Annotated in this window: 10 protein-coding genes and 1 pseudogene; 9 read left to right on the top strand and 2 right to left on the bottom strand. The window is 59.8% G+C overall.

All coding sequences use genetic code 11. The features are described 5' to 3' along the window. Positions 1 to 100: 100 nt before the first annotated feature. Positions 101 to 1,894, top strand: coding sequence for an alpha/beta hydrolase (locus tag Q1V57_RS12460; RefSeq protein ID WP_300531352.1), 1,794 nt, complete (start codon positions 101 to 103; stop codon positions 1,892 to 1,894). A gap of 33 nt (positions 1,895 to 1,927) precedes the next feature. Further along, positions 1,928 to 4,951 carry a CHAT domain-containing protein gene (locus Q1V57_RS12455; RefSeq protein WP_300531349.1) on the top strand — a complete coding sequence of 1,008 codons (3,024 nt, stop codon included), beginning with the start codon at positions 1,928 to 1,930 and terminating at the stop codon, positions 4,949 to 4,951. Between the two features lie 61 nt (positions 4,952 to 5,012). On the opposite strand, the gene Q1V57_RS12450 is transcribed toward Q1V57_RS12455, so the two are convergent. After that, positions 5,013 to 6,227 (bottom strand): hypothetical protein, encoded by a 1,215-nt coding sequence (locus Q1V57_RS12450; RefSeq protein ID WP_300531314.1) that lies wholly within the window; start codon positions 6,225 to 6,227, stop codon positions 5,013 to 5,015. 292 nt (positions 6,228 to 6,519) lie between these two features. Between Q1V57_RS12450 and Q1V57_RS12445 the strand changes: the two genes are divergently transcribed. After that, positions 6,520 to 7,584 carry a helix-turn-helix transcriptional regulator gene (locus Q1V57_RS12445; protein WP_300531311.1) on the top strand — a complete coding sequence of 355 codons (1,065 nt, stop codon included), beginning with the start codon at positions 6,520 to 6,522 and terminating at the stop codon, positions 7,582 to 7,584. Here the strand turns inward: Q1V57_RS12445 and Q1V57_RS12440 are convergent. Next, positions 7,581 to 8,597, bottom strand: coding sequence for a 2-dehydropantoate 2-reductase (locus tag Q1V57_RS12440; RefSeq protein ID WP_300531308.1), 1,017 nt, complete (start codon positions 8,595 to 8,597; stop codon positions 7,581 to 7,583). The two genes, Q1V57_RS12445 and Q1V57_RS12440, sit on opposite strands and share 4 nt — an antisense overlap. A 212-nt stretch (positions 8,598 to 8,809) precedes the next feature. Between Q1V57_RS12440 and Q1V57_RS15960 the strand changes: the two are divergent. From Q1V57_RS15960 to Q1V57_RS12415, 6 genes and pseudogenes are all read left to right on the top strand, one after another. Then, positions 8,810 to 9,115: pseudogene (locus tag Q1V57_RS15960) on the top strand (Arm DNA-binding domain-containing protein); the annotation flags it as partial. Positions 9,116 to 9,223: 108 nt separating this feature from the next. After that, the gene (locus Q1V57_RS12435; protein WP_300531306.1) at positions 9,224 to 10,006 is read left to right on the top strand and encodes a site-specific integrase; all 783 of its coding nucleotides are present in this window, start codon (positions 9,224 to 9,226) and stop codon (positions 10,004 to 10,006) included. 214 nt (positions 10,007 to 10,220) lie between these two features. Further along, entirely contained in the window at positions 10,221 to 11,348 is a 1,128-nt protein-coding gene (locus tag Q1V57_RS12430) for an Ig-like domain-containing protein (protein ID WP_300531304.1), read from the top strand. Positions 11,349 to 11,365: 17 nt separating this feature from the next. After that, positions 11,366 to 11,692, top strand: coding sequence for a hypothetical protein (locus tag Q1V57_RS12425; protein WP_300531301.1), 327 nt, complete (start codon positions 11,366 to 11,368; stop codon positions 11,690 to 11,692). 14 nt (positions 11,693 to 11,706) lie between these two features. Further along, entirely contained in the window at positions 11,707 to 18,456 is a 6,750-nt protein-coding gene (locus tag Q1V57_RS12420) for an RHS repeat-associated core domain-containing protein (protein ID WP_300531299.1), read from the top strand. Then, the gene (locus Q1V57_RS12415; RefSeq protein WP_300531296.1) at positions 18,453 to 19,085 is read left to right on the top strand and encodes a hypothetical protein; all 633 of its coding nucleotides are present in this window, start codon (positions 18,453 to 18,455) and stop codon (positions 19,083 to 19,085) included. Before Q1V57_RS12420 ends, Q1V57_RS12415 begins: the two co-directional genes overlap by 4 nt. The last annotated feature ends 17 nt before the right edge of the window (positions 19,086 to 19,102 follow it).

Below are 19,102 nucleotides of genomic sequence, written 5' to 3'. Positions count from 1 at the left end.
GAGGTCCCACCTTGGGCGGGTGTGGTGCGAGTTTATTGTTCCAGTGTGCAACTGTCTGAGCTAGCGTTTGACTCGTCCGGCTTGATCTATGGGGGGATGAATGGCGGCGGCGTTCCAGAATTTCGCGAGACAGGTTTTTGTGGTTGCGCTGTTTGCGGCCAGCCTCACCCTTGCACCGGCTTGGGCGGCGCAGGATGAGTTGGAGATACCGCCGGCCGCGGGGCTTTTGCAGCGCTATGATGTCGCCGCGGCCGAGCAGAACCGCGACCTTCAGGTCGAGCTGGCGCAGGACATTCTGCAAAACCGCGACGCGCTTTACGGCTTCCTCACAGCCGAGGAAATCGCCGACCTGCTGGGCGCGATCGGTCTGGCCATGGGCGAGGCTGGCGAGACCGACCTGGCCTGGATGGCGATGAATGAGGCGGTGGAATATAACCGCGCCTTGCTGGAAACCATCGAGGCCGGCCGCGAGGTTTTCACCACCTACGATGTCTACACCGCGCGTGAGGCCCTGTTCGCCCGGCTCGCCGACGCGACCCGCCTGCATAACCAGCTCTATCCCGCGCCGCCGCCACCACCGCCGCCCACCGATGGTGAAGTGCAGATGGCTCCGAGCTATGGCTCGGCACCGGTTTACGAAATGCAGGCCGACGCGGCCAACATCTATTTCAACCATCTCGCCCCGGGTGAGATCGACCTGCAAACCATGGGCGCCACACCGCAAGCCGGTGATAGCGAATCCGATGCCTTCGAGGTGGTGCGGGTTTTCTACGGCACCAATCGCGCAGCGCTGGGCGACGATCCCAATACGGCCTACGGCAATGACCGCGCTGATCTCGAGCTGGGAGTGATGGAGATTTCGGTGCCGCGCGAGCGTGCGGTCGGCTCTATTCCGCGTCCACGTATTGGCGGTGAACGAGAAGGCCTGCACGTCGTGCTGCGCAATATCGAACGCTATGAGGAGGGAGAAGGTTTCGATGGCGAGCTGCGTGCCGCGATCGAGAATTCCGACACCGGGCGCCGCGAGATCTTCGTCTATATCCACGGCCACAGCGTGCAGTTTGCAGGCGCAGCGCGGCGCACGGCTCAGCTCGCGGTCGATCTGGATATGCGCGATGGCGGGGTGTTTTTCTCCTGGCCGACGGGCAATTCGGTCGCCGCCTATCAGGAAAGCCAGAACAACGTCTCCGTCTCCGCCCGCCGCCTCGCCCGCTTCCTCGAACAGGTCCTGGCCGAGGCCGGTGACGCGGATGTGCACCTGATCGCGCACTCCATGGGCAATCGGGTCCTACTGCAGGCGATGGAGCGGATTTACGAGGATGACAGCGCACCGCTCTTCGCCCAGGTCTTCTGGGCCTCACCCGATGTCGACGCTGAGAATTTCTCCGAAGCCTTGCGGGAAATGCCCGGCATTGCCCAGGGTATGACCGCCTATACGTCCAGCCGTGATCGCGCGCTGCAGGTGTCTCGTGCCCTGTCCGGTGATTACCCGCGGGCTGGCCAGTCCGAGCCTTTGCCGCAGATCGCCGGCATGATCACCGCTGTCGATACCACCCCGCTTTCGGTCGGCATGCTCGGGCATACCGATTTTGCCACCGGAGCGATTGAAGACATCCAGTCGGTCATCTGGCTCAGCCTGGCGCCGGAAGAGCGCTGCATGCTCAAGGCCCGGGAGTTGGAAAGCGAGGGCCTGTTCTGGCAGGCTGCGGACGGCGAGACCACGTGTAGCCGGTCAGCCTTCCGCCGCGCGATCACCTCGTTGCGCTTCTTCGGCGATGGCGCGTCGGAACGTATCGCCGGTGCGATCCAAGCGGGCCAGGTGCCGCAGGACCAGCGCTCCGACTGGGAAGAGGCGCAAAACATCGCAGCCTATATTGAAGCCCTGTCGCGCTAGCGCCTGCGTCCTACACCGTTCTGGAGTCCCTTCATGTTCCGGCTGATCTGCCTGACTTTCTTCATCGCCTGCCTGTCCTCTGGAACAGCCGAAGCCATTGCTCAGAAGGTGCCACGCGCTGGCAATGCGCAGGTCGTCCAACTGTTCCAGGCCGGGCGTGCGGAGGAAGCGGTCGCCCTGGGTGAGCAGGTGCTGCAAACCCAGATCGAAACGCTCGGCGCAGCGCATCCGGCCACGGTCGAGGCGCGGTTGAACCTCGGCGCCATTTATCACGCGCTTGGCCGGTCCCGAGAAGCGCTGCCGCTGGTGAGCGAAGCGGCGGCTTCCTATCTCCGTAGTCAGGGGCCGACCGATCCGACAATGCTCTACGCCGTGGGCCTGCTCCGTCAGGTTAATGTAGCGGTGGGTCAAACCGATCAGGCAATCTCGATTTATGAGTCCGTCCTTGAGTTGCATGAAATCCGGCTAGGGGTGGACCATCCAATCACGCTGGATACGGTGACGGCGATGGCGGAAATGCATGAGGCGCTGCAGCAAAATGCCGAGGCGCTACTGCTGCGCCAAAGGCTGGTGCAAAGCCTTGAGCGCCGGACTGGCCGCGATCACCCCGACACGCTGGAAGCAATGACGCTGGTGGCGACGCTGTTCTACAGCCTCGCCCGCTATGATGAGGCGGAAGCGATTTACCGCGACGTTCTCGTCCGTGTTGAGGCACGCTTCGGCTCCGAGAGTGTTGCGATGATCGGTGGGCTGACCAATCTTGGCGTTCTGCTCTACACCACGGGTCGATATGGTGAGGCCGAGCCGGTTTTGCAGCAGGCCATCGAAACCAATGCGCGCCTCTTCGGACCCGATGACGCCTATGCCATAGCGCCGACGGTTAATCTGGCGACAATCTATGCGGCAACAGACCGGCTCGATGAGGCCGAGCCGCTTATGGTCTGGGCGCTGGAATTATCGGACCGTGTGGCCGGGCCGGATAATCCCCAGTCATTGATGATCGCCAATAATCTTGCGGCTCTCTATGTCAATCTGCAGCGCCCCAACGAAGCCGAGCCGCTGTTTCGCCGCGCCTTAGCGACGAATGAACGCCTGCTGGGACCCGATCATCCCAATACGCTCTACCCACTCAATAATCTCGCTGCGCTGATGACTGATGATGGCCGCTATGGAGAGGCGCAACAGGCCTTCGAGCGGGCCTATGAGGCGCAGGCGCGCACGCTGGGGCCAAGCCACCCCAACACGCTGACACCCCTGTTCAATCTGGCTGTCATGCGTGGAGAGGCGGCCGGTACACTCGCGGCCCCGCTCCGCGGCGACATCCTCGCTGCAAGCCGTGAGCGCTTGGAAGCCTATGCCGCCCGCTTTGAACAGGATGGTATCTCCCCGGCCGATCTGAGCAATCCGACAAGTTCGAGTTTTCTTGCACAGATGTCGATGACGATCACCGCGCAACTGATCCGGGCCGGAGACATCGCCAATACGGACCGGACCTCGGTCGGCCCGGCCTTTTCGCTGGCCCAGGCTTTCATCTTCTCCTCGGCCGGTGATGCCCTGCGTGCCTCGACAGCGGCGTTGACGGTCGATGATCCGCAATTGCGCCAGCTGGTTGACGCATCGACCACAGCCCGTGCCGAGCTGGAGGCCGCGGAGGCGGTGCTCGCGTCTTTACTCACGGAAGAGGCCGGAGCTGCGGACCGGTCCGCGATCGAAGCCGCTGAAGCCAATGTCGCCAATTCACTGGCCGCTTATACAAGGGCCAATAATGCCCTGGCCGCGGCGGATATTGACCTGGCTGACATTGCCGTCAACCGGTCGGCCAGCGTCGAGGCGGTCCAGCAGGTGCTGGCGCCGGACGAGGCGGTGATCCTCTATGCCCAGGTTCTCAATCAAGAGGCCATGATGGCGTTTGTGGTGACGCCGGATGGGGCAGCGGCCCAGCCCATCCTGGTCACGTCGGACGAGCTGGCGCAGCAGGTCGGGGCGGTTCGTGCAGGACTGGCGCTGGATCCGGGCAGCGATTACCAGCTGAGCACTGCGGACCTGGAAACCCAGCCCTTTGATCTGGAGGCGGCCAAGGCCCTGCATGACGGTCTGTTTGATCCCCTGCGCCCATATCTCGGTGATGCTCGCCGGCTTCTTGTTGTCGCCGACGGGCCGCTGCAGACCGTGCCCTTGCATGTCCTGGTCTCGGCGTTGCCGGAGGCGGGCGCAGACGGGTTTGCCCGTTACCGCGAGGCCCGTTGGCTGGCGGACGAATTCGCTATCTCGCGCCTGCCGGCCGTTTCCAGCCTTGTCGCCCTGCGCCGGGACGAGGCGCCGGGCGCGGCCGGGCGCCGCAAGCTGATCGGTTTCGGCAATCCGGTTCTGGCCGGTTATGAGACGGTCTCGGCGGCGGCACCGAGCGCTGATGAAGTCTTCTTCCAGTTTGCCAACGCCTCCGGCGCCCTCAGCGTCGAGGGCCTGCCGGCCCTGCCGCAAACCGGCGTCCTGCTGCAAGACGTTCAGGCCACTTTGGGGTTGTCCGATGAGGACATCTATCTCGGTCCCGAAGCAATTGAGGCGACGCTCGCGGCGCTCAGTCGGGAACGCGTGCTGGCCGATTACCGGTCGGTGGCCTTTGCCACCCATGCCCTGATCAATGACGAGATCGACGGTCTGGACGAGCCGGCCATCGTGCTGACGCCGACTGAGGCGGATGACGGTTTGCTTCGCGCCAGCGAGGTGGTCGGCCTCGACCTCGATGCCGACCTGGTCATCCTGGCCGCCTGCAACACCGCTGCGGCCGACGGCTCGCCCGGGGCAGAAGCGCTGTCCGGTCTGGCCAAGGCCTTCTTCTACTCCGGTGCCCGCAGCCTGCTGGTGTCCAACTGGCCTGCCGAGGCCAGCGCGACCGCCGAGCTGATCCCGGCATTGGTCGCCGGTATCGAGGAAGACGGGCTGTCGCGGGCCCAGTCCCTGCAACAGGCTATGCGCCGCCTGCGCGATGACCATCCTTTCGACTTCTATGCCCATCCGGCCTTGTGGGCGCCCTTCATGGTGGTGGCTGACGGGTAGGGTGACGAAAAAGGGGAGGCGCTCAGCACCTCCCCCAGCTCGTTCTCTGTGACCGGATCGCCTAGCGATTATAAGTCAGACCGATCCACAGCTTGTCGCGATCGGCCGGGCCGGCATCGCCGCCATTGAAGAAGGCAGCCTTGAACTCCAGCGCCACATTGGCGTTGAGGCGGGAGCTGATGACGGCATCGATTTCCGTCCCCAGATCGCCACCGCTGTTTTCCGCTTCAAAATCATGCAGCACGAGGGCCGCGCTGAGGCTTTCGCCGAACGGGGCGTCGGCAAAGCTGTAGCCGCCGCGCAGATAGATATCGCGGATTCCGTCGGCGGGTGTGACCAGAAAGGCGTCGGCCCAGCCCTGGAATTTGTGCAGGGTCGCAAACGGGGTGGAGAAACCACGCGCACCATTACCCTCGAGCTGTTCGACACCGGCACGGGCATTGAAACGGTTGATTGTCATACCGAGCTCGGCGCGGATCATGTTGAGGTCGAAACTGGCCGGGTTGTCGGCATAGTCGCTCTGTTCCGCATACTCGACCATATAGCGCCAGACCGGCGCACCATCGCCGCCCGCCTGACCGGTGTAATTCACCCCCCAGGTGCTCGAAGACAGCCCCGCCGCATCCTCGACATCAGCCAGAATGGCAAAGCCGGACAGCGTGCCCGGACCGGCGGTATAGCTGGCCCAGAGCGCATGGGCGTCAAGATCGAACTCGCCGGCCGGGTGATCATCACCGAAGATGCGGTGGACGCGGTCGAAATAGGTGTAGGAGACGGTCACATTGTCAGCCGGCACGAAATTGAAGGCCGCCGCGTCGAAGGTCTGCTCATTCTGCCGGAAGCCGACATTGCCGATATAGCGGGCATCGCCGCGGATGACGCGCTGGCGGCCAATCGTGGTGGCAAAGCCTTCGCCGCCATCAAAGGAGAGCTGCAGCCGGTTGAGCTCGGTGGATTCCGGGTCGGCGACGACCGGATAGCCCGCCAAACCGTTGATGGTATCGTTAAAGTCGTCGACCAGGTGGGTGATATTCTCACCCTCGATGAGAAACTTGAACCCCTCGCCAAGACCGGCCTGGACGCCGAACCGGGTGCGCAGGGTCAGCGCCTCTGCCTCATTGGCGACGCCTTGCTGATCGACGCTCTCGCCACGCAGGCGCATGTTCAATATCCAGTCGACATCATCGCCAGTCAGTGCCAGCGCGCTGGCCGGGCTCAGCGCCGCGCTCGCTGCGGCGACCAGAAGCGGGGTCGTAAAGCAGGCGCGTTTCATCATCTCAGTCCCCTTGAAACTCGTGTGCGGGCAAATGGTTGTGTCGCCGCTCTAAAGCGACGTGGTTAATGAGGCGTGAGAGCGCATGCACGGGATGATTGCGGCGGTGGGCCCGGGGCTGCGCGCCTTTAGGTCCCAAACTCACATTTTGCGGATTTGGGACGAAGAGGCTGAGAAGCGCGGCTAGGGGCGTAATGGCCAGCGCGCTTTGACGTTGTCGCTTGGCCCGGGCGTTTGGCCCGGGAACACACTCCGCCCCGTTGCGCGCGGGCGCCGGATCAGTCGTAATCGGTTCATGGAATTTTCCTTTCAGACCTTCCTGGCCCTGCTTTCGGTCCAGATCCTGATCGTGGCCGGATATGCCGTGCTGCGTGCTGGCGGGCGGCGCGAGACGGTTCTGGCGGGCCTGCTGGCCTCCAGCGTTGCGCTTTACACGCTGGCCAAATTCCTTGCTCCGACCGCAGGTCCGGTGGGACTGGAGTGGTTGTTGCGGGCGGTTGCGGCGAGTGAAACCCTGCCGGCAGCCTTATTGACCGTGTTCGCCCTGGCCAGCCTAATCGATCAGCCGCCACGCTGGGCCTATCTCGTCTTTGTCCTGCCGGTGGTCGAGGCGCTGGCCAAGCTGGTCCTGCTACTCGGCGAGGGTATATCCGGGGAGCAGGAGTTCGGCTTTGTCCTCGCCGGCCAGGCCGCCATCTTCTTCGGATCGGTTTTCGCGCTCGCCCTGGCGCTGCGTCATGCGAGCCAATACGAGCAGTTGTTTTCTGACAATCGCCGGGCGGTCACTCTGCTCACAGTATTGCCGGTCGCAGCGCTCAATCTGCTGAATCTGGCCTGGTTTGCCCTCACGGCTCTGCTGCCGCGCGCGCAGGCCGCCAGCCTGTCCCAGCTTCTGTTCGGCCTGCTGTTATGCGCCATGCTGGTCTGGATCGCTTCCCAGGCTCTGATTGCGGATCGTCCGACGGCCAAAATCCGTGTGGCTGGTGAGCCCCCCGATCCCCCGCCTGAGACGCCCGCGCAACGCAAGACGGCCCGGCCCGGGCTCAGCCTTGAGACGGTCAGTGCCTTGATTGCGGATGAGGAACTGTTCGCCGACCCGGACCTGTCCGTCGCCCGCCTGGCCCGCCATCTGGCCACCAACCGGACGCGGCTCTCCGGTCTGATCAATGACGCCTCCGGCGTCAACTTCAGCACCTATATCAACCGTTTCCGCGTAGAACGCGCGCGCCGCCTGCTGCGCGACACCGATCTCTCCATCCTGCAGATCGCCTTCGAATGCGGTTTCAGCTCCAAATCAACCTTCAACCGCGTCTTCAAATCCCTGACCGGCAAGACACCGCGTGAGGAGAGGGGTGGCTAGAGCCCCGCCCGTATCTCTTCCACGCTCAATTCCGGCGACCCGGCTTTTGCGGCATCGGCCGCCTTCACCAGCTCCGCCACCCGGGCGCAGATCGGCGCCTGCAGGCCGAGTTTATGCGCCAGTTCCAGAACGGCGCCCTGCAGCTCGTCGATCTCCGTTGAGCGACGCTTGTCGAGATCTTCCCACATTGAGGAGCGTGCCAGCGGATCGATCTTGATCATCTGCGCGGCGACGATTTTGAACACCGGAGTGGGCAGACGCAAAACGGCCGGGATCAGTCCCGGCGGCAGTGGCGTGGCCGGTCGGGGTTTGATACCGGCCGCCTTCAAGAGCGCTATGGCTTCGGCAATCTGATCGGCCATCAGGCGGCGCCAGCCGGCGGTCTCCAGCTGCGCTTTGAGCGGCAGCCCGGACAGGGCGTTGAGGGCGTTGTTGAGATTGATCAGGAGCTTGCCCCACATGACCGCAGGCATGTCATCGCTCTCGGCGATGTCGAGCCTGTCGCAGGCCAGGGCCTCGAGAAGGCCGGGTATACCCGCGGCGATCATCAGCGTGCCGGACGTGCCCTGATGGAAGCGGCCCCCGCCAAGGGCGGCAACATTGAACGGCACCATGCCGGCGACAACCGGGCGCCCATCCACTCCTTGGCTGAGCGTGTCTGCATTGCTGACGCCGTTCTGCAGGCTGACAATAACGGCATGCTTCGGCGCGTGGTCGGCGATGGCGGCAGCGATTTCGGCCGTATTGCCGCTTTTGACGGCGACAAGGATGATATCGGCCCCGGCCAGGATCTCCGCAGCGCTCGACATTTCGATGGCCGTGGCGGGAAGCGTGGTGTTGGCATCATCGAACCGGGTCAGATGAAGCCCATGTTCGGCCAGCTCTGCCTTGATCCGGTCCCGGCCGAGGAATTTCACCCGGCGCCCGGCCTCTATCAGGCGCCCGCCGACATAACAGCCGATACTGCCGGCGCCGGCGATGACGATGCTCGGATTGTCTGCGATTGCGCTCATCTGGATGTCTCCCATGTCTCCGCCAGACAAGGCGGCCCTCCTGCGCGAAGGGTGGTGCCGGCTGAGGGACTCGAACCCCCGACCCCCTGATTACAAATCAGACGATTTGAGTTGCCTTGAGGTTGCTGCCTATTGCTGTGTTATGTCAAAACAGAGAGTTAGGTCGTTTCTTGATGTTCCGAATTGGCTCTGATTGTATGGGCTTGGCATAAATGTGCGCCCATGGTGCGACCACGAAAGGTGATTCTGTGAAGCTAGGCAAACAAGCAATCGATAAACTGAAGCCTAGAGATACGGCATATTTCGTTTGGGATGATGCGCTCCGGGGGTTCGGTGTGCGAGTGGCCCCAAGTGGTGCAAAACACTATTGGGTGAGGTGTCGGGTTGGTCGGGGTCGCGGAGCGAAGCAGCGGAAAATCAGCATCGGAATGCATGGGTCTCCTTGGACTGTGGATGGTGCACGTGCCGAGGCCTTGAAAATGCTGGCAGACGCAGCTGCTTGCAAGGACCCACTAGACGGACGCGAACAATCGAACGCCGAGACATTTGCTCGATTGGCGGAGCGATATCTTAACGAGCACGCAAGCCTTAAGAAGAAGCCTGCCTCGGTCGTCGAAGACCGAAGGATGATCGAGCGCGTGTTACTCCCAAAGCTTGGTCAGACGAAAATTGTCGATATCACATTCCAGGATGTCGCTCGGATCCACGGGGCACTTTCTAGTACGCCCTACAAAGCGAATCGCGTTGTCTCGTTGGTTTCGAAAATGTTCTCGCTGGCAGAGAAATGGGGACTGCGTGAGCGCGGTTCTAATCCATGTGTAGGGATAGAAAAATTCCGAGAGGAAAAGCGTGAGCGCTTTCTGACAACGGTCGAGCTCAATAATCTGGGAAAGATTCTTTCACACTCCGCAGCGCATGAAATACATCCCAGCTCGGTAATGATAATCCGACTTTTGTTGATGACTGGAGCTCGGCGCGGAGAGGTTGAAAAACTGCGCTGGGATGAGGTCGATCTGGAACGTAGAGTTCTTCTCAAGCGTGATTCCAAGACAGGTCGCAGGGAGATCAAGTTGAGTGTGCCAGCGGCTGAGCTCTTGAGCGACTGGCCAAAACATGGCCGAAGCGAGTTCGTTTTCCCAGCTGCTCGTGGAACCCGACACTACCAAGGGCTGACCAAAAATTGGTTGAAAGTGAGAGGGCTGGCTGACCTCGACGGGGTTCGCATCCATGATCTCCGGCATACGTTCGCCAGCATTACGGTGTCCTCGGGAGCATCTTTAGAAATTGTCGGCAAACTACTGGGGCATACATCGCCGTCGACGACAGCTCGATACGCCCATTTGTCCGACGATCCGGTGGCTAAGGCTCTGCAAAGGACCAACGAAATTCTGGCTGAGCAGATATCTTAGGCTCGCTATTCCCGCAGCCTGACCACCAGAGCCTATTTGGAGTCCCCCAACCGGGCTCTAAGCGGCTTCTACGCTTAGTCCGATTTGATTTGTGGTTACCCCAAGCAATAAGTTGCTCCAGAAAATTCAAAGGTTGTGGAAAATACAAATATTCACTTGAGTGGTAATTGTCTCTCTTAGATTGTCCCGGCCTGGGATGAATCGTGAGTCATTTATGTTCTTGAAATCGTGTTTTGCGGCGGGCGTGAGCGCCTTCGCGTTTGCGGCAGTTTGTGGTGTGCCAGCCCAAGCGCAGACGTATGTCTATGATGACCGAGGGCGATTAAAGAGCGTTACCTACACCGACTGCTCGCAGGTGGTGTTCAACTACGACCTCCAAGGCAACAGGACGAGCCGTAATGTAACGGCCGCTGGATGTGGAGGAGCCAATCAGGCGCCGGTCTGGACGTCAGGCACGGCAGCAAGCGTTGTCGAAAATCAGACGCCGACTGGGTATACGGCGACGGCTACGGACCCTGAGAGTGCGCCGGTTAGCTATTCGATCGCCGGCGGGTTGGACCAGGCGCTGTTCACGGTCAATTCCACATCTGGTGTGTTGAGCTTCCTGAGCGCACCCAACTTTGAGGCGCCAGGCGATAGTGACGGCAACAATGTCTATGACGTGACGCTCCGCGCCAGCGATGGGGCGCTAACGGCGGACCGGGCAGTTGCAATCACTGTTACCGATGACCTGAGCGACAATAATACCGCGCCAAGCTGGACCTCCGGCACAACAGCGTCGATCAACGAGAACCAAACCGTCACAAGCTATATAGCGACAGCGACGGATGCGCAGAGTGACCCGCTGACCTTCTCCATTGTTGGGGGCGCTGATCAAGCAGCGTTTGCCATCAACACGAGCTCGGGCGTGTTGAGCTTCGTTGCGGCGCCGGATTTTGAAGCGCCCACGGATGCCGGCGGCAATAACATCTATGACGTCACCTTGCGGGTGTCCGATGGTGCGCTGAGCGCCGACAGATCGGTAGCTGTATCCGTGACCGATGTTGCCGACGGAAATTCACCGCCTGATGCGGTCAATGACACAACTCATGCCGATGCTGGCGTCGCCGAAGATATCTACGTCCTCATCAATGATTCTGACCCTGATGGCGATCCTCTGACGATCACCAGCGTGTCGAGCACGCTGTATGGAACTGTCCAGATCATCGGCAATTTCATTCGATATACGCCGTTCGGCTTCACCAGCGGCACCCACACGTTTACCTACACGATTAGCGACGGAAACGGCGGCACCGATACCGCCACGATCTCGGTCATCGTTAATCCAGGGATGCCGCTCTAAAGGCGGCGAGGGAAATCATGATGTCTGTTTCTGTGTTTGCACTGATCGCCGCTCTTCAAACGGCCGCACCGGCCGGGTCTTTGGAAGAAGCTGCCGAATGTGGGTGGGCGTTGTCTCGCGAAGCGGGGCTCGCTGAAGGCAGCGCGCGTGAACCTTATCTGGCTGCGCGGGATGCCTGGGGGGCTGAGCTGTCTAGCCGCGCGGTAGCCACTGGTATGCAGCCCGAAGCCACGCATGCCGTGATCGCGTCCGAACGCGCGCTGATCGTTAATCGCATCGCCGCCGATGGGAACGCTGTCTCCAGCCTTGCAGGTTGGTGTCGCGACAATCAGCCGGGCAATTAAGGCGGAGTAGTACAGTGAAGTTTTCTAACACGTTTTCCGCTGCGGCTATGGTGGCCGCTCTCGCGCCCGCAAGTTTGTTGGTCGGGCAAGCCACAGCTCAGGTCGAGACCAATCGGCTTAGCGGCGACCTAGTCTCGCCGGTTTCAGCGCTGAACTATTACGGCACCGGGACGACCCATTCATCGCACTGGACCCATCCGGGTAATGATGCGCGCATTGAGGCGCTGGCCTTTGCGCTGCGCGGTGATGCGCAGGTGATGTTTGAGTGGGTGCACGACAATGTTGAGTATGTGCCGCTCTTTGGTTTGCAGAAGGGCGGAAGCGGCGCGCTCCTGGATCGCGCGGGTACCGCTTTTGACCAGTCACAGCTCTTGGTCGAACTGCTTCGGTCGAGTGGGCATTCGGCAAACTATGCAATGGGCACCATCAATCTGACGGCTGACGAATTCGGCCGTTGGATGGGGCTGGCCTACAACGTCAATGAGACCAATCAAACCTTCCAGCTGAGTGCTGGAGCGGTCTGTCAGCATCTGGCTGACGGCGGCATTCCGGCTTTGGTCAACGGGTCAACCAATTGTGCGGCGCTTGGGTCAGCGTCTGTGACCGGGGTGTCGCTGCTGCATACCTGGGTTGAAGCGACGGTGGACGGGACCCCGCAGACTTACGACCCCGCGCGCAAAAGTCATTGGCTCTACGATCAAATCGATCTGACGCTTCAGGCTAATTGTAGCTTCAGCGAGGCCAGTCATGCGGTGAGCTACTCCACCGGATCAGCGTCCGGCATCACCTATAACAGCGCTACAAGTGCCGCTTCGATTGAAAGCTCGGTCAATAGTTGTGCCGGGTCGCTGCGATCTTATTTCGATACCGCTGCCATGAATGGTGTCGGACTGGATGAGGTGATCGGGGGGCGGCGTCAGCTGGCTTGGCACGAGCGCTCTGATGCCATAGCTCCGAGCTACACCGCTCAACGCAGCTGGACCGAGGTACCTGACGCTTATCGCGGTACGCTGTCCGTCGCATTCAACGGTATCAACGAGACGTTCTTCGCTGACGAGGTCTATGGCGAGCGCATGACCGTGCGTTGGGTGAATACCCCGTTTGGCCGCACCACCGTTGCTGAGACGACCTACGGCACGGCTGCAGGCACCTGTACGGTAGCTGGTGGCGATAACAAGATGCGTCCGTATCTTTATGTGGGTCACACCTCAATTTCGGATTTTGATGCGACCCGACCGGCGGACTCGGCCGGGTATGCTGAGTATGACGATTACCTGCTGGCTTGCGGCAATGAGGTGACAGTGCCGACCAACCCTGAGACCAGCGCTTACAACATCACCCTTAGCTATGACGCGCCCTATGCGGCGCAGGCTGGTGCCTACGCAGATGTTGCAAATCGCGTTGTTCAGATGCCGCGCCAGGACCGTTATGCGGAGATCTTCTTCGCGGTTGGGGGCGCGCGCCGCGAAATGGTCTCCAACTATGAGCGGGCAGTGAACTCTAACCCGCATCGCAACTATGCAAGTCGCGATGATTATCGGGTCAACGCGGATAAGGATATTACGCCTAACAACCTTCCTGTTCCATCGTTCTGGCCCTACCGGGAAAACCCGGCCGATCACGTCGAACAATCTGGTGCTCAGTCTGATCTGACCTGGAGGCATTGGACGGCGTTGTTCCATCAAACGCTGGGTCTTGCCGCTGACCTCAACGATGAGGCCGGCCAGGCACAGCACCTGATGGGTATCGCCCACGGTGAGAACAACAACTGGGATGAAGTTCGCAGGAACCGGCACCGTGTTCGGTTTGAAGGCGCGATAGCGGCAACGGCTACCTATTCGGCGCAGTCACGTTTTGGGGCTGCAGCGGGTGATCAACTCGCGCATACGATCGATGCAATGGCGGAGCCGGTCGCGGCTGCAGCCTTGCGGCAAGTTCAGCGTACGCATGTCGGCGATGATTTTGTTGAGGCGTGGAACAACGGCGCTGCGACCGCCACACCGTTTGCTAGCAAGGTGCTGCCCACGGGCTATCAGCGGATTTATCACATCACATCGGCGAACGCTGCCGGCTCTTCTCTGATTATCGCAGATCTCTCCGCTGACGCAGAGGCTGAACTGGTCAGCCTTACCGCCGGCGGCGATAGCTATTGGGTCTTCTCTGGAAACTTGGACTATCCGACCAATCCCGCGGTCATCGTGCCGGCGCCTACGGGGATGCCATTTGCGTCTGCGGCAGCGTCTCTGCCAGAACTGGGAGACGATATCCTCGTCGACGGGGTTACCAAGTTGAATAACCCGCAATCGGGAGAGGAAGTCCCGGTGGCACCGACCGACCCTGAGCCTTTGGAGATTGCTGAACCTGAAATCACACAGGAAGCCCTTCAAGGCCGTTTGCCGATTTATGGCGGCCTGGGCATTGACAACCAGAGTGGGTCGGTCTCGCTGGAGGAGCCTGTATTTATTTCTGCGGGCGAAGGCGAGTTTCCGTTCTCGCTCAGCTTTCAGCGGAACTATAACTCTGACTCCGGTCAATGGTCCCACAACTGGCAACATGCAGCGACCCTGTCGAGCGATGCCTTCGGCACCCTTCGCGATGCGCGGCCTTACGAGGCAGCGCATACTTTGGCGACTTTGCTTGGTTTGGAGGCGAGCCAGAGCTGGAGCGCGAGCAATCGTGATATCGCGATGGCAAGCCTGGGGCAGGGATGGCGTGATGCGGTTACCTTCAATACCGTGGGGCTGAGTGCTCCAGGTGGTGGTGCGACTTTCGTGCGCGCGCCCGGCGCGGCGTGGTGGGCGCCTCAGTCGACGGCTTCGCTTGCCCAGAACACGAATGCCGCTTTGTGCACGAGCCAGATTGAACCAACCGTCGATCTGCTTTTCACGGCTGAGGATAATACCCAGACCTGTTTCGGTGTTGTGGTGTACAGCGCTGCGCTGTTCAGCCGGGTGGAGCAGGTTGATTACTTCTCCCAACACGCCAACACCACCACCTTCACCAATGGCGTGTCCATTACGCTGGAATATGAGAGCCAGTACACGGGGCAGTTGGCGCGCATCACCAACACGGCCGGGGCCTTCCTCGATATCACCTATCCGGACTTGCTCCTGGAAGGCGAGCCGCTTCCCGATGAAACCCCGGGGCGCCGTAAAGGTCAGGCCTGGGATCAGATCCTTCAGGTCGAGAATGAAGACGGACGCTACATTCGGGCGCTCACCGACCAGTCCCAGGCCTTACGGGGCCGAGGAGGTTGGGTGCATTTTGACACCGGCGGGATTAATCCGACCCCGCTTGTGGCCTATCGCTATACGACGCTCGCAAACTGTGGGCCCTATGTCGAACTGGGCTTGAACGGAGAGTGTTTGACGGAAGTCCTGGTGCCGGCGGAGGCGAATGACCCTACCCGGGAGACACTGGACGGTTACGAGTTCACAAGTCTTCAGACTGTCGCATACTCGCCGGTCTCGGCGGCGGCCTTTGTACGCTATCGCCAGCCGCGTATTGGCCGCTCCGTCACTGATGTCGAGGGGGGAGTGCGTGAGTTTTTCATCACCGATCGCTATTCCATTTCAGAGGATGCGCTCGACCACGCCTCGGTGACTGATTTCCGCATTGATGGACGCGCCGAGCGCAGCATTTCCGCGCGCGATGTTCTCAGCGTCACCGAGTATGATGGTTGGGGCCGCACGCTAGAAAGCCGGACCGGGTATGCCGCGACGCCGGATGTCTATGAATCACGTGTCAGCTACACCTATGACGGTCTTGGCAACCGCAAGACCGAGACCATCCATCCGCGCACGGGAACGAGCGGAGCACCGCTTGTAACGACGCTTGTTTATGGCGACCCGCTCTGGCCCCGTGCGGTAACGCAGGTCACCGATGCCCGTGGCAATAACTCTACGTTTGGGTATCACCCGACATTTGGCAGCGTGGTGAGCTATAGCGGACCTGAAGGCGAGCAGATTGATCTCTCCTATAACGCCATGGGGCTGCCGACCGAGTTCCGGTCCCTTGTGGACGCGACCACTGGAGAACAGCGGGTTGTCCAGACGCTCTATAATCCGGGCGAAAACCTGCCTTACCGGCACCGCCGCACCGTTGCTCCTACAGGCGGAGCAATCGATGGGACGCGGATGCTCAACTGGAGTTATGTCTGGGACATTCATGGCAATATCGAGCGGGTCACAAACCCGCGCTATCATGTGACCGAGGCTGAATACGACAGCCTCAACCGGCTAATCGGGATTACCCGTGACCCCGGGCAGACCTATCAGAAGTATTCGCGTTTCATCTACGGCGCGAACGGGCGACTTCGTTTCTCTGGTCTTTCTGATGATGGGACGCCGACGGGCAATTTCATCGAGACCGAAGCTCAATATGACCGCTTGGGCCAGCTCTCCGCTATCATCGATCCAGCCGGGGATACGCAGCGCTATGAGTATGACCTGAACGGTCAGCTGCGCGATGCAATCGACCCGGAAGGCCGCACAACGCGGACATCCTATCTGCCAGACGGTCTGACGGCATACATCATTGAAGCCTACGGATCGGCCGATGAGGCCTATTCTGCGGCCTTCCAATATAACGCGCTGGGCGAGCGGCGGGTGCTTCATCCCGCCTTCGGTATTCCCAATAATGCCGGTGGAACCAGCAGCGACGATTTTGACTCGATTTGGTCCTTTGATGCCTATGGCCGCGTCGCACATTGGGATCTGCCCCGAAATGCCGACAGTAGCCGGTATCGCGAAAGCTATACCTATGACGCCAACAGAAATCTGGATCTTCGCACGACGCGGGCTGGGGACGCGATCGATCTCGATCATGATGCGTCCAACCGGGTAACCACCAAGACCACACCGGACGGTGTGACCACGACCACCTATTACGAAAGTGGTGAGGTCAAACAAATCATCTCGCCGAACCTACATGGTGCTGGCAATTGGCAGCTCGATTACACCTACGACTTTGCCGGGCGGTTGGAGAGTGAAACCCAAACGACGCCGGAAGGTGTGTCACGCACTGTCAGCTATCAATATGACAATAATGGCAACCGGATCCGGATCACCTGGCCGGATGGGTATTTCGTTAGCTACACCTACAATACTTTAAATCAGCTGACCCATGTCCGCTCCAATGGGGGCGATCTGTTGGCGTGGTATCGTTACGATCAACAAGGGCGCGTTGACGCCAACTCGCTGTCTGTGCGCCAGCAGGAAGGCGTGGGTTTCCTGTTCCTCGCCTATGAGGTGGACAGCGATATCGACCGGATCGATTACTCCTTCACCAACGACACCAATGTCAGCTTTGACTACACCTATGACCGCTCCGGGCGTCTGACGGGGCAAAGCGTCAACCAGGCAAGCTGGGAGTGGTCGCCGGCGACCTCAAGCGTGGCCTTTGGCAATGAGACCTATGCTCGCAATAATCTCGACCAGTACACCTCGGTGTCCGGTCAGGCCCTGAGTTATGACGCCAATGGTAATCTGACCTCTGACGGCGCGCGCAGCTTTACCTATACCGCCGAGAACCAGCTCTCCACCTTCACCGGAACCGGCGTCGTCGCGCGCTATGGCTACGGGCCGGCGGCGCGGCGGGTGCGCAAGGAAACGGGACCGAACACATCCGGCCTGACGCGCACGGATTTTCTGCATGCCGGTGAGATGGAAATTGCGGAGTATGACAGTGCGGGCAATCTGCTCCGCCGATACATCCCGGGGGCGGGCGTAGATCAACGCATCCTGATGGTCGACTGCGGCACATCGGCGGGCTGTGTGCCCAATGAGACCGGCACGAATACGCTGTATTACTTCGCCGACCGTCTGGGCAATGTTCTCGCCGTCACCGACAATACCGGCGCGATCCAGCAGCGCTTCTTCTACACGCCCTTCGGCGTGGAAATGGTCGGCAATGCGACGGGGAACCCGTTCCGCTATACCGGCCGCCGCTATGACGCCGAGACGGGACTGTATTATTACCGAGCTCGTTACTATGACGCGGATCTCGGGCGGTTCCTGCAGGTCGACCCGATCGGGTATGCGGATCAGTGGAATTTGTATGCGTATGTCGGGAATGATCCGCTGAATGCGACTGATCCGAGTGGTCTTTGTGGCTCTCGAATCAAGGGAAATGTGTCTGCGAGTTGCCGCTCAGGTGCTTTTACGGGCGCAAATGTCTCCGCAGCTGATAATGCAGGTGGAGGTCGAGTTAATACTGGCTCCTCACATGATGTATTGGGGCCAGGGGCGGGGAGCCAGGGCGCAGCCAGCCGACCCAATAGTGGGAATATGGCCACTGGTCATATTGCCCATGGTGTTACTATAGTTCCTTGGTATATTATCAACAATATGCAGCACGAAGAGGCCGTAGCGTATTTTATGGCTCAAGATGCCGCGGCAGGGCTTTCTCCATCATTCCAAGGAACGAATGCCGTTGTGAACGGGCAGCTGCGAATTTACGATTACATGATAACTGCACCGGATGGGCATCTTATAGGGGTGGAGGTGAAGTCGACCCGTAGGGGGGTAATACCCTTGGTGGCTCGTCAGGTGCACTTGGATGCTGAGGTTGTGGCTCGAGGGCGCGGAGCGAACCCTGTGTTGAATGATATTGGACAGGAAATAAACGGGGTGGGATATAGAGGGAGAGTTGTTGGGCCCGGGAATGGACTTGACGCCGCATTCTCGAGTAATGCACTTCGGATAATATTGGAGCGGGCAGGAGTAGAAATTGAAGTTGAGCACGGGGCGCATGTTTCGGAATGAATGTGTGGAAAAAGACTCAGATAAATGAAATTGATTCAAATGCCATCTCTTGGGATACAGGCAAAGGGGTAGAATTCGAATTTCGTCAGAGGCGGCACTCGAAGCACTCTTTCAATATTGTTGTACTTGTTTGTGACGTGTTGAGTGTACGGTCGACCGTTTCAGATTTCTTAGCGACGAACTACGGTCATGACCTTCTGGTTCCTTGGCATAACCCTGGTAATTTTTCGTTCTCTATGCCGGTAGAATTGATTGGAGGCCGGATTTCTGAATTCGTCGCGCCTGGAAAATCTTCGATATTAGAAAAGCTAATGCATGGTTCCTCGGATAGTTTTGAAGAGTGCATAGCATCATGCGGGCCGGAGGCTATACTTGAATATATTGCGGACCCTGGAAACCGTTACTGGCTATATGCAGCGCGGTTGCAAGGTTTCGTCGCATTCGCAATTCTTTCGAAGACTCTCGGTCGCGAGAGGCTTGTGGAGACAATATTGTCGGATGAAAATTTGAAGAAAATGATTCTTAGGGATATAGACCGTTTAATCGGTGTGAGTGATATTGGTGAACTAAGGCGCCAGCTGGATAAGTATTGTGTGCGGTCCGATTTTTACGAGTTGAATAGAGTGTAGACGTTTGCCCGTTATTT

Origin of the sequence: Maricaulis sp. (assembly GCF_030149425.1) — a bacterium.
Classification (GTDB): domain Bacteria; phylum Pseudomonadota; class Alphaproteobacteria; order Caulobacterales; family Maricaulaceae; genus Maricaulis.
This window is presented reverse-complemented; position numbering and strand designations above follow the sequence as displayed.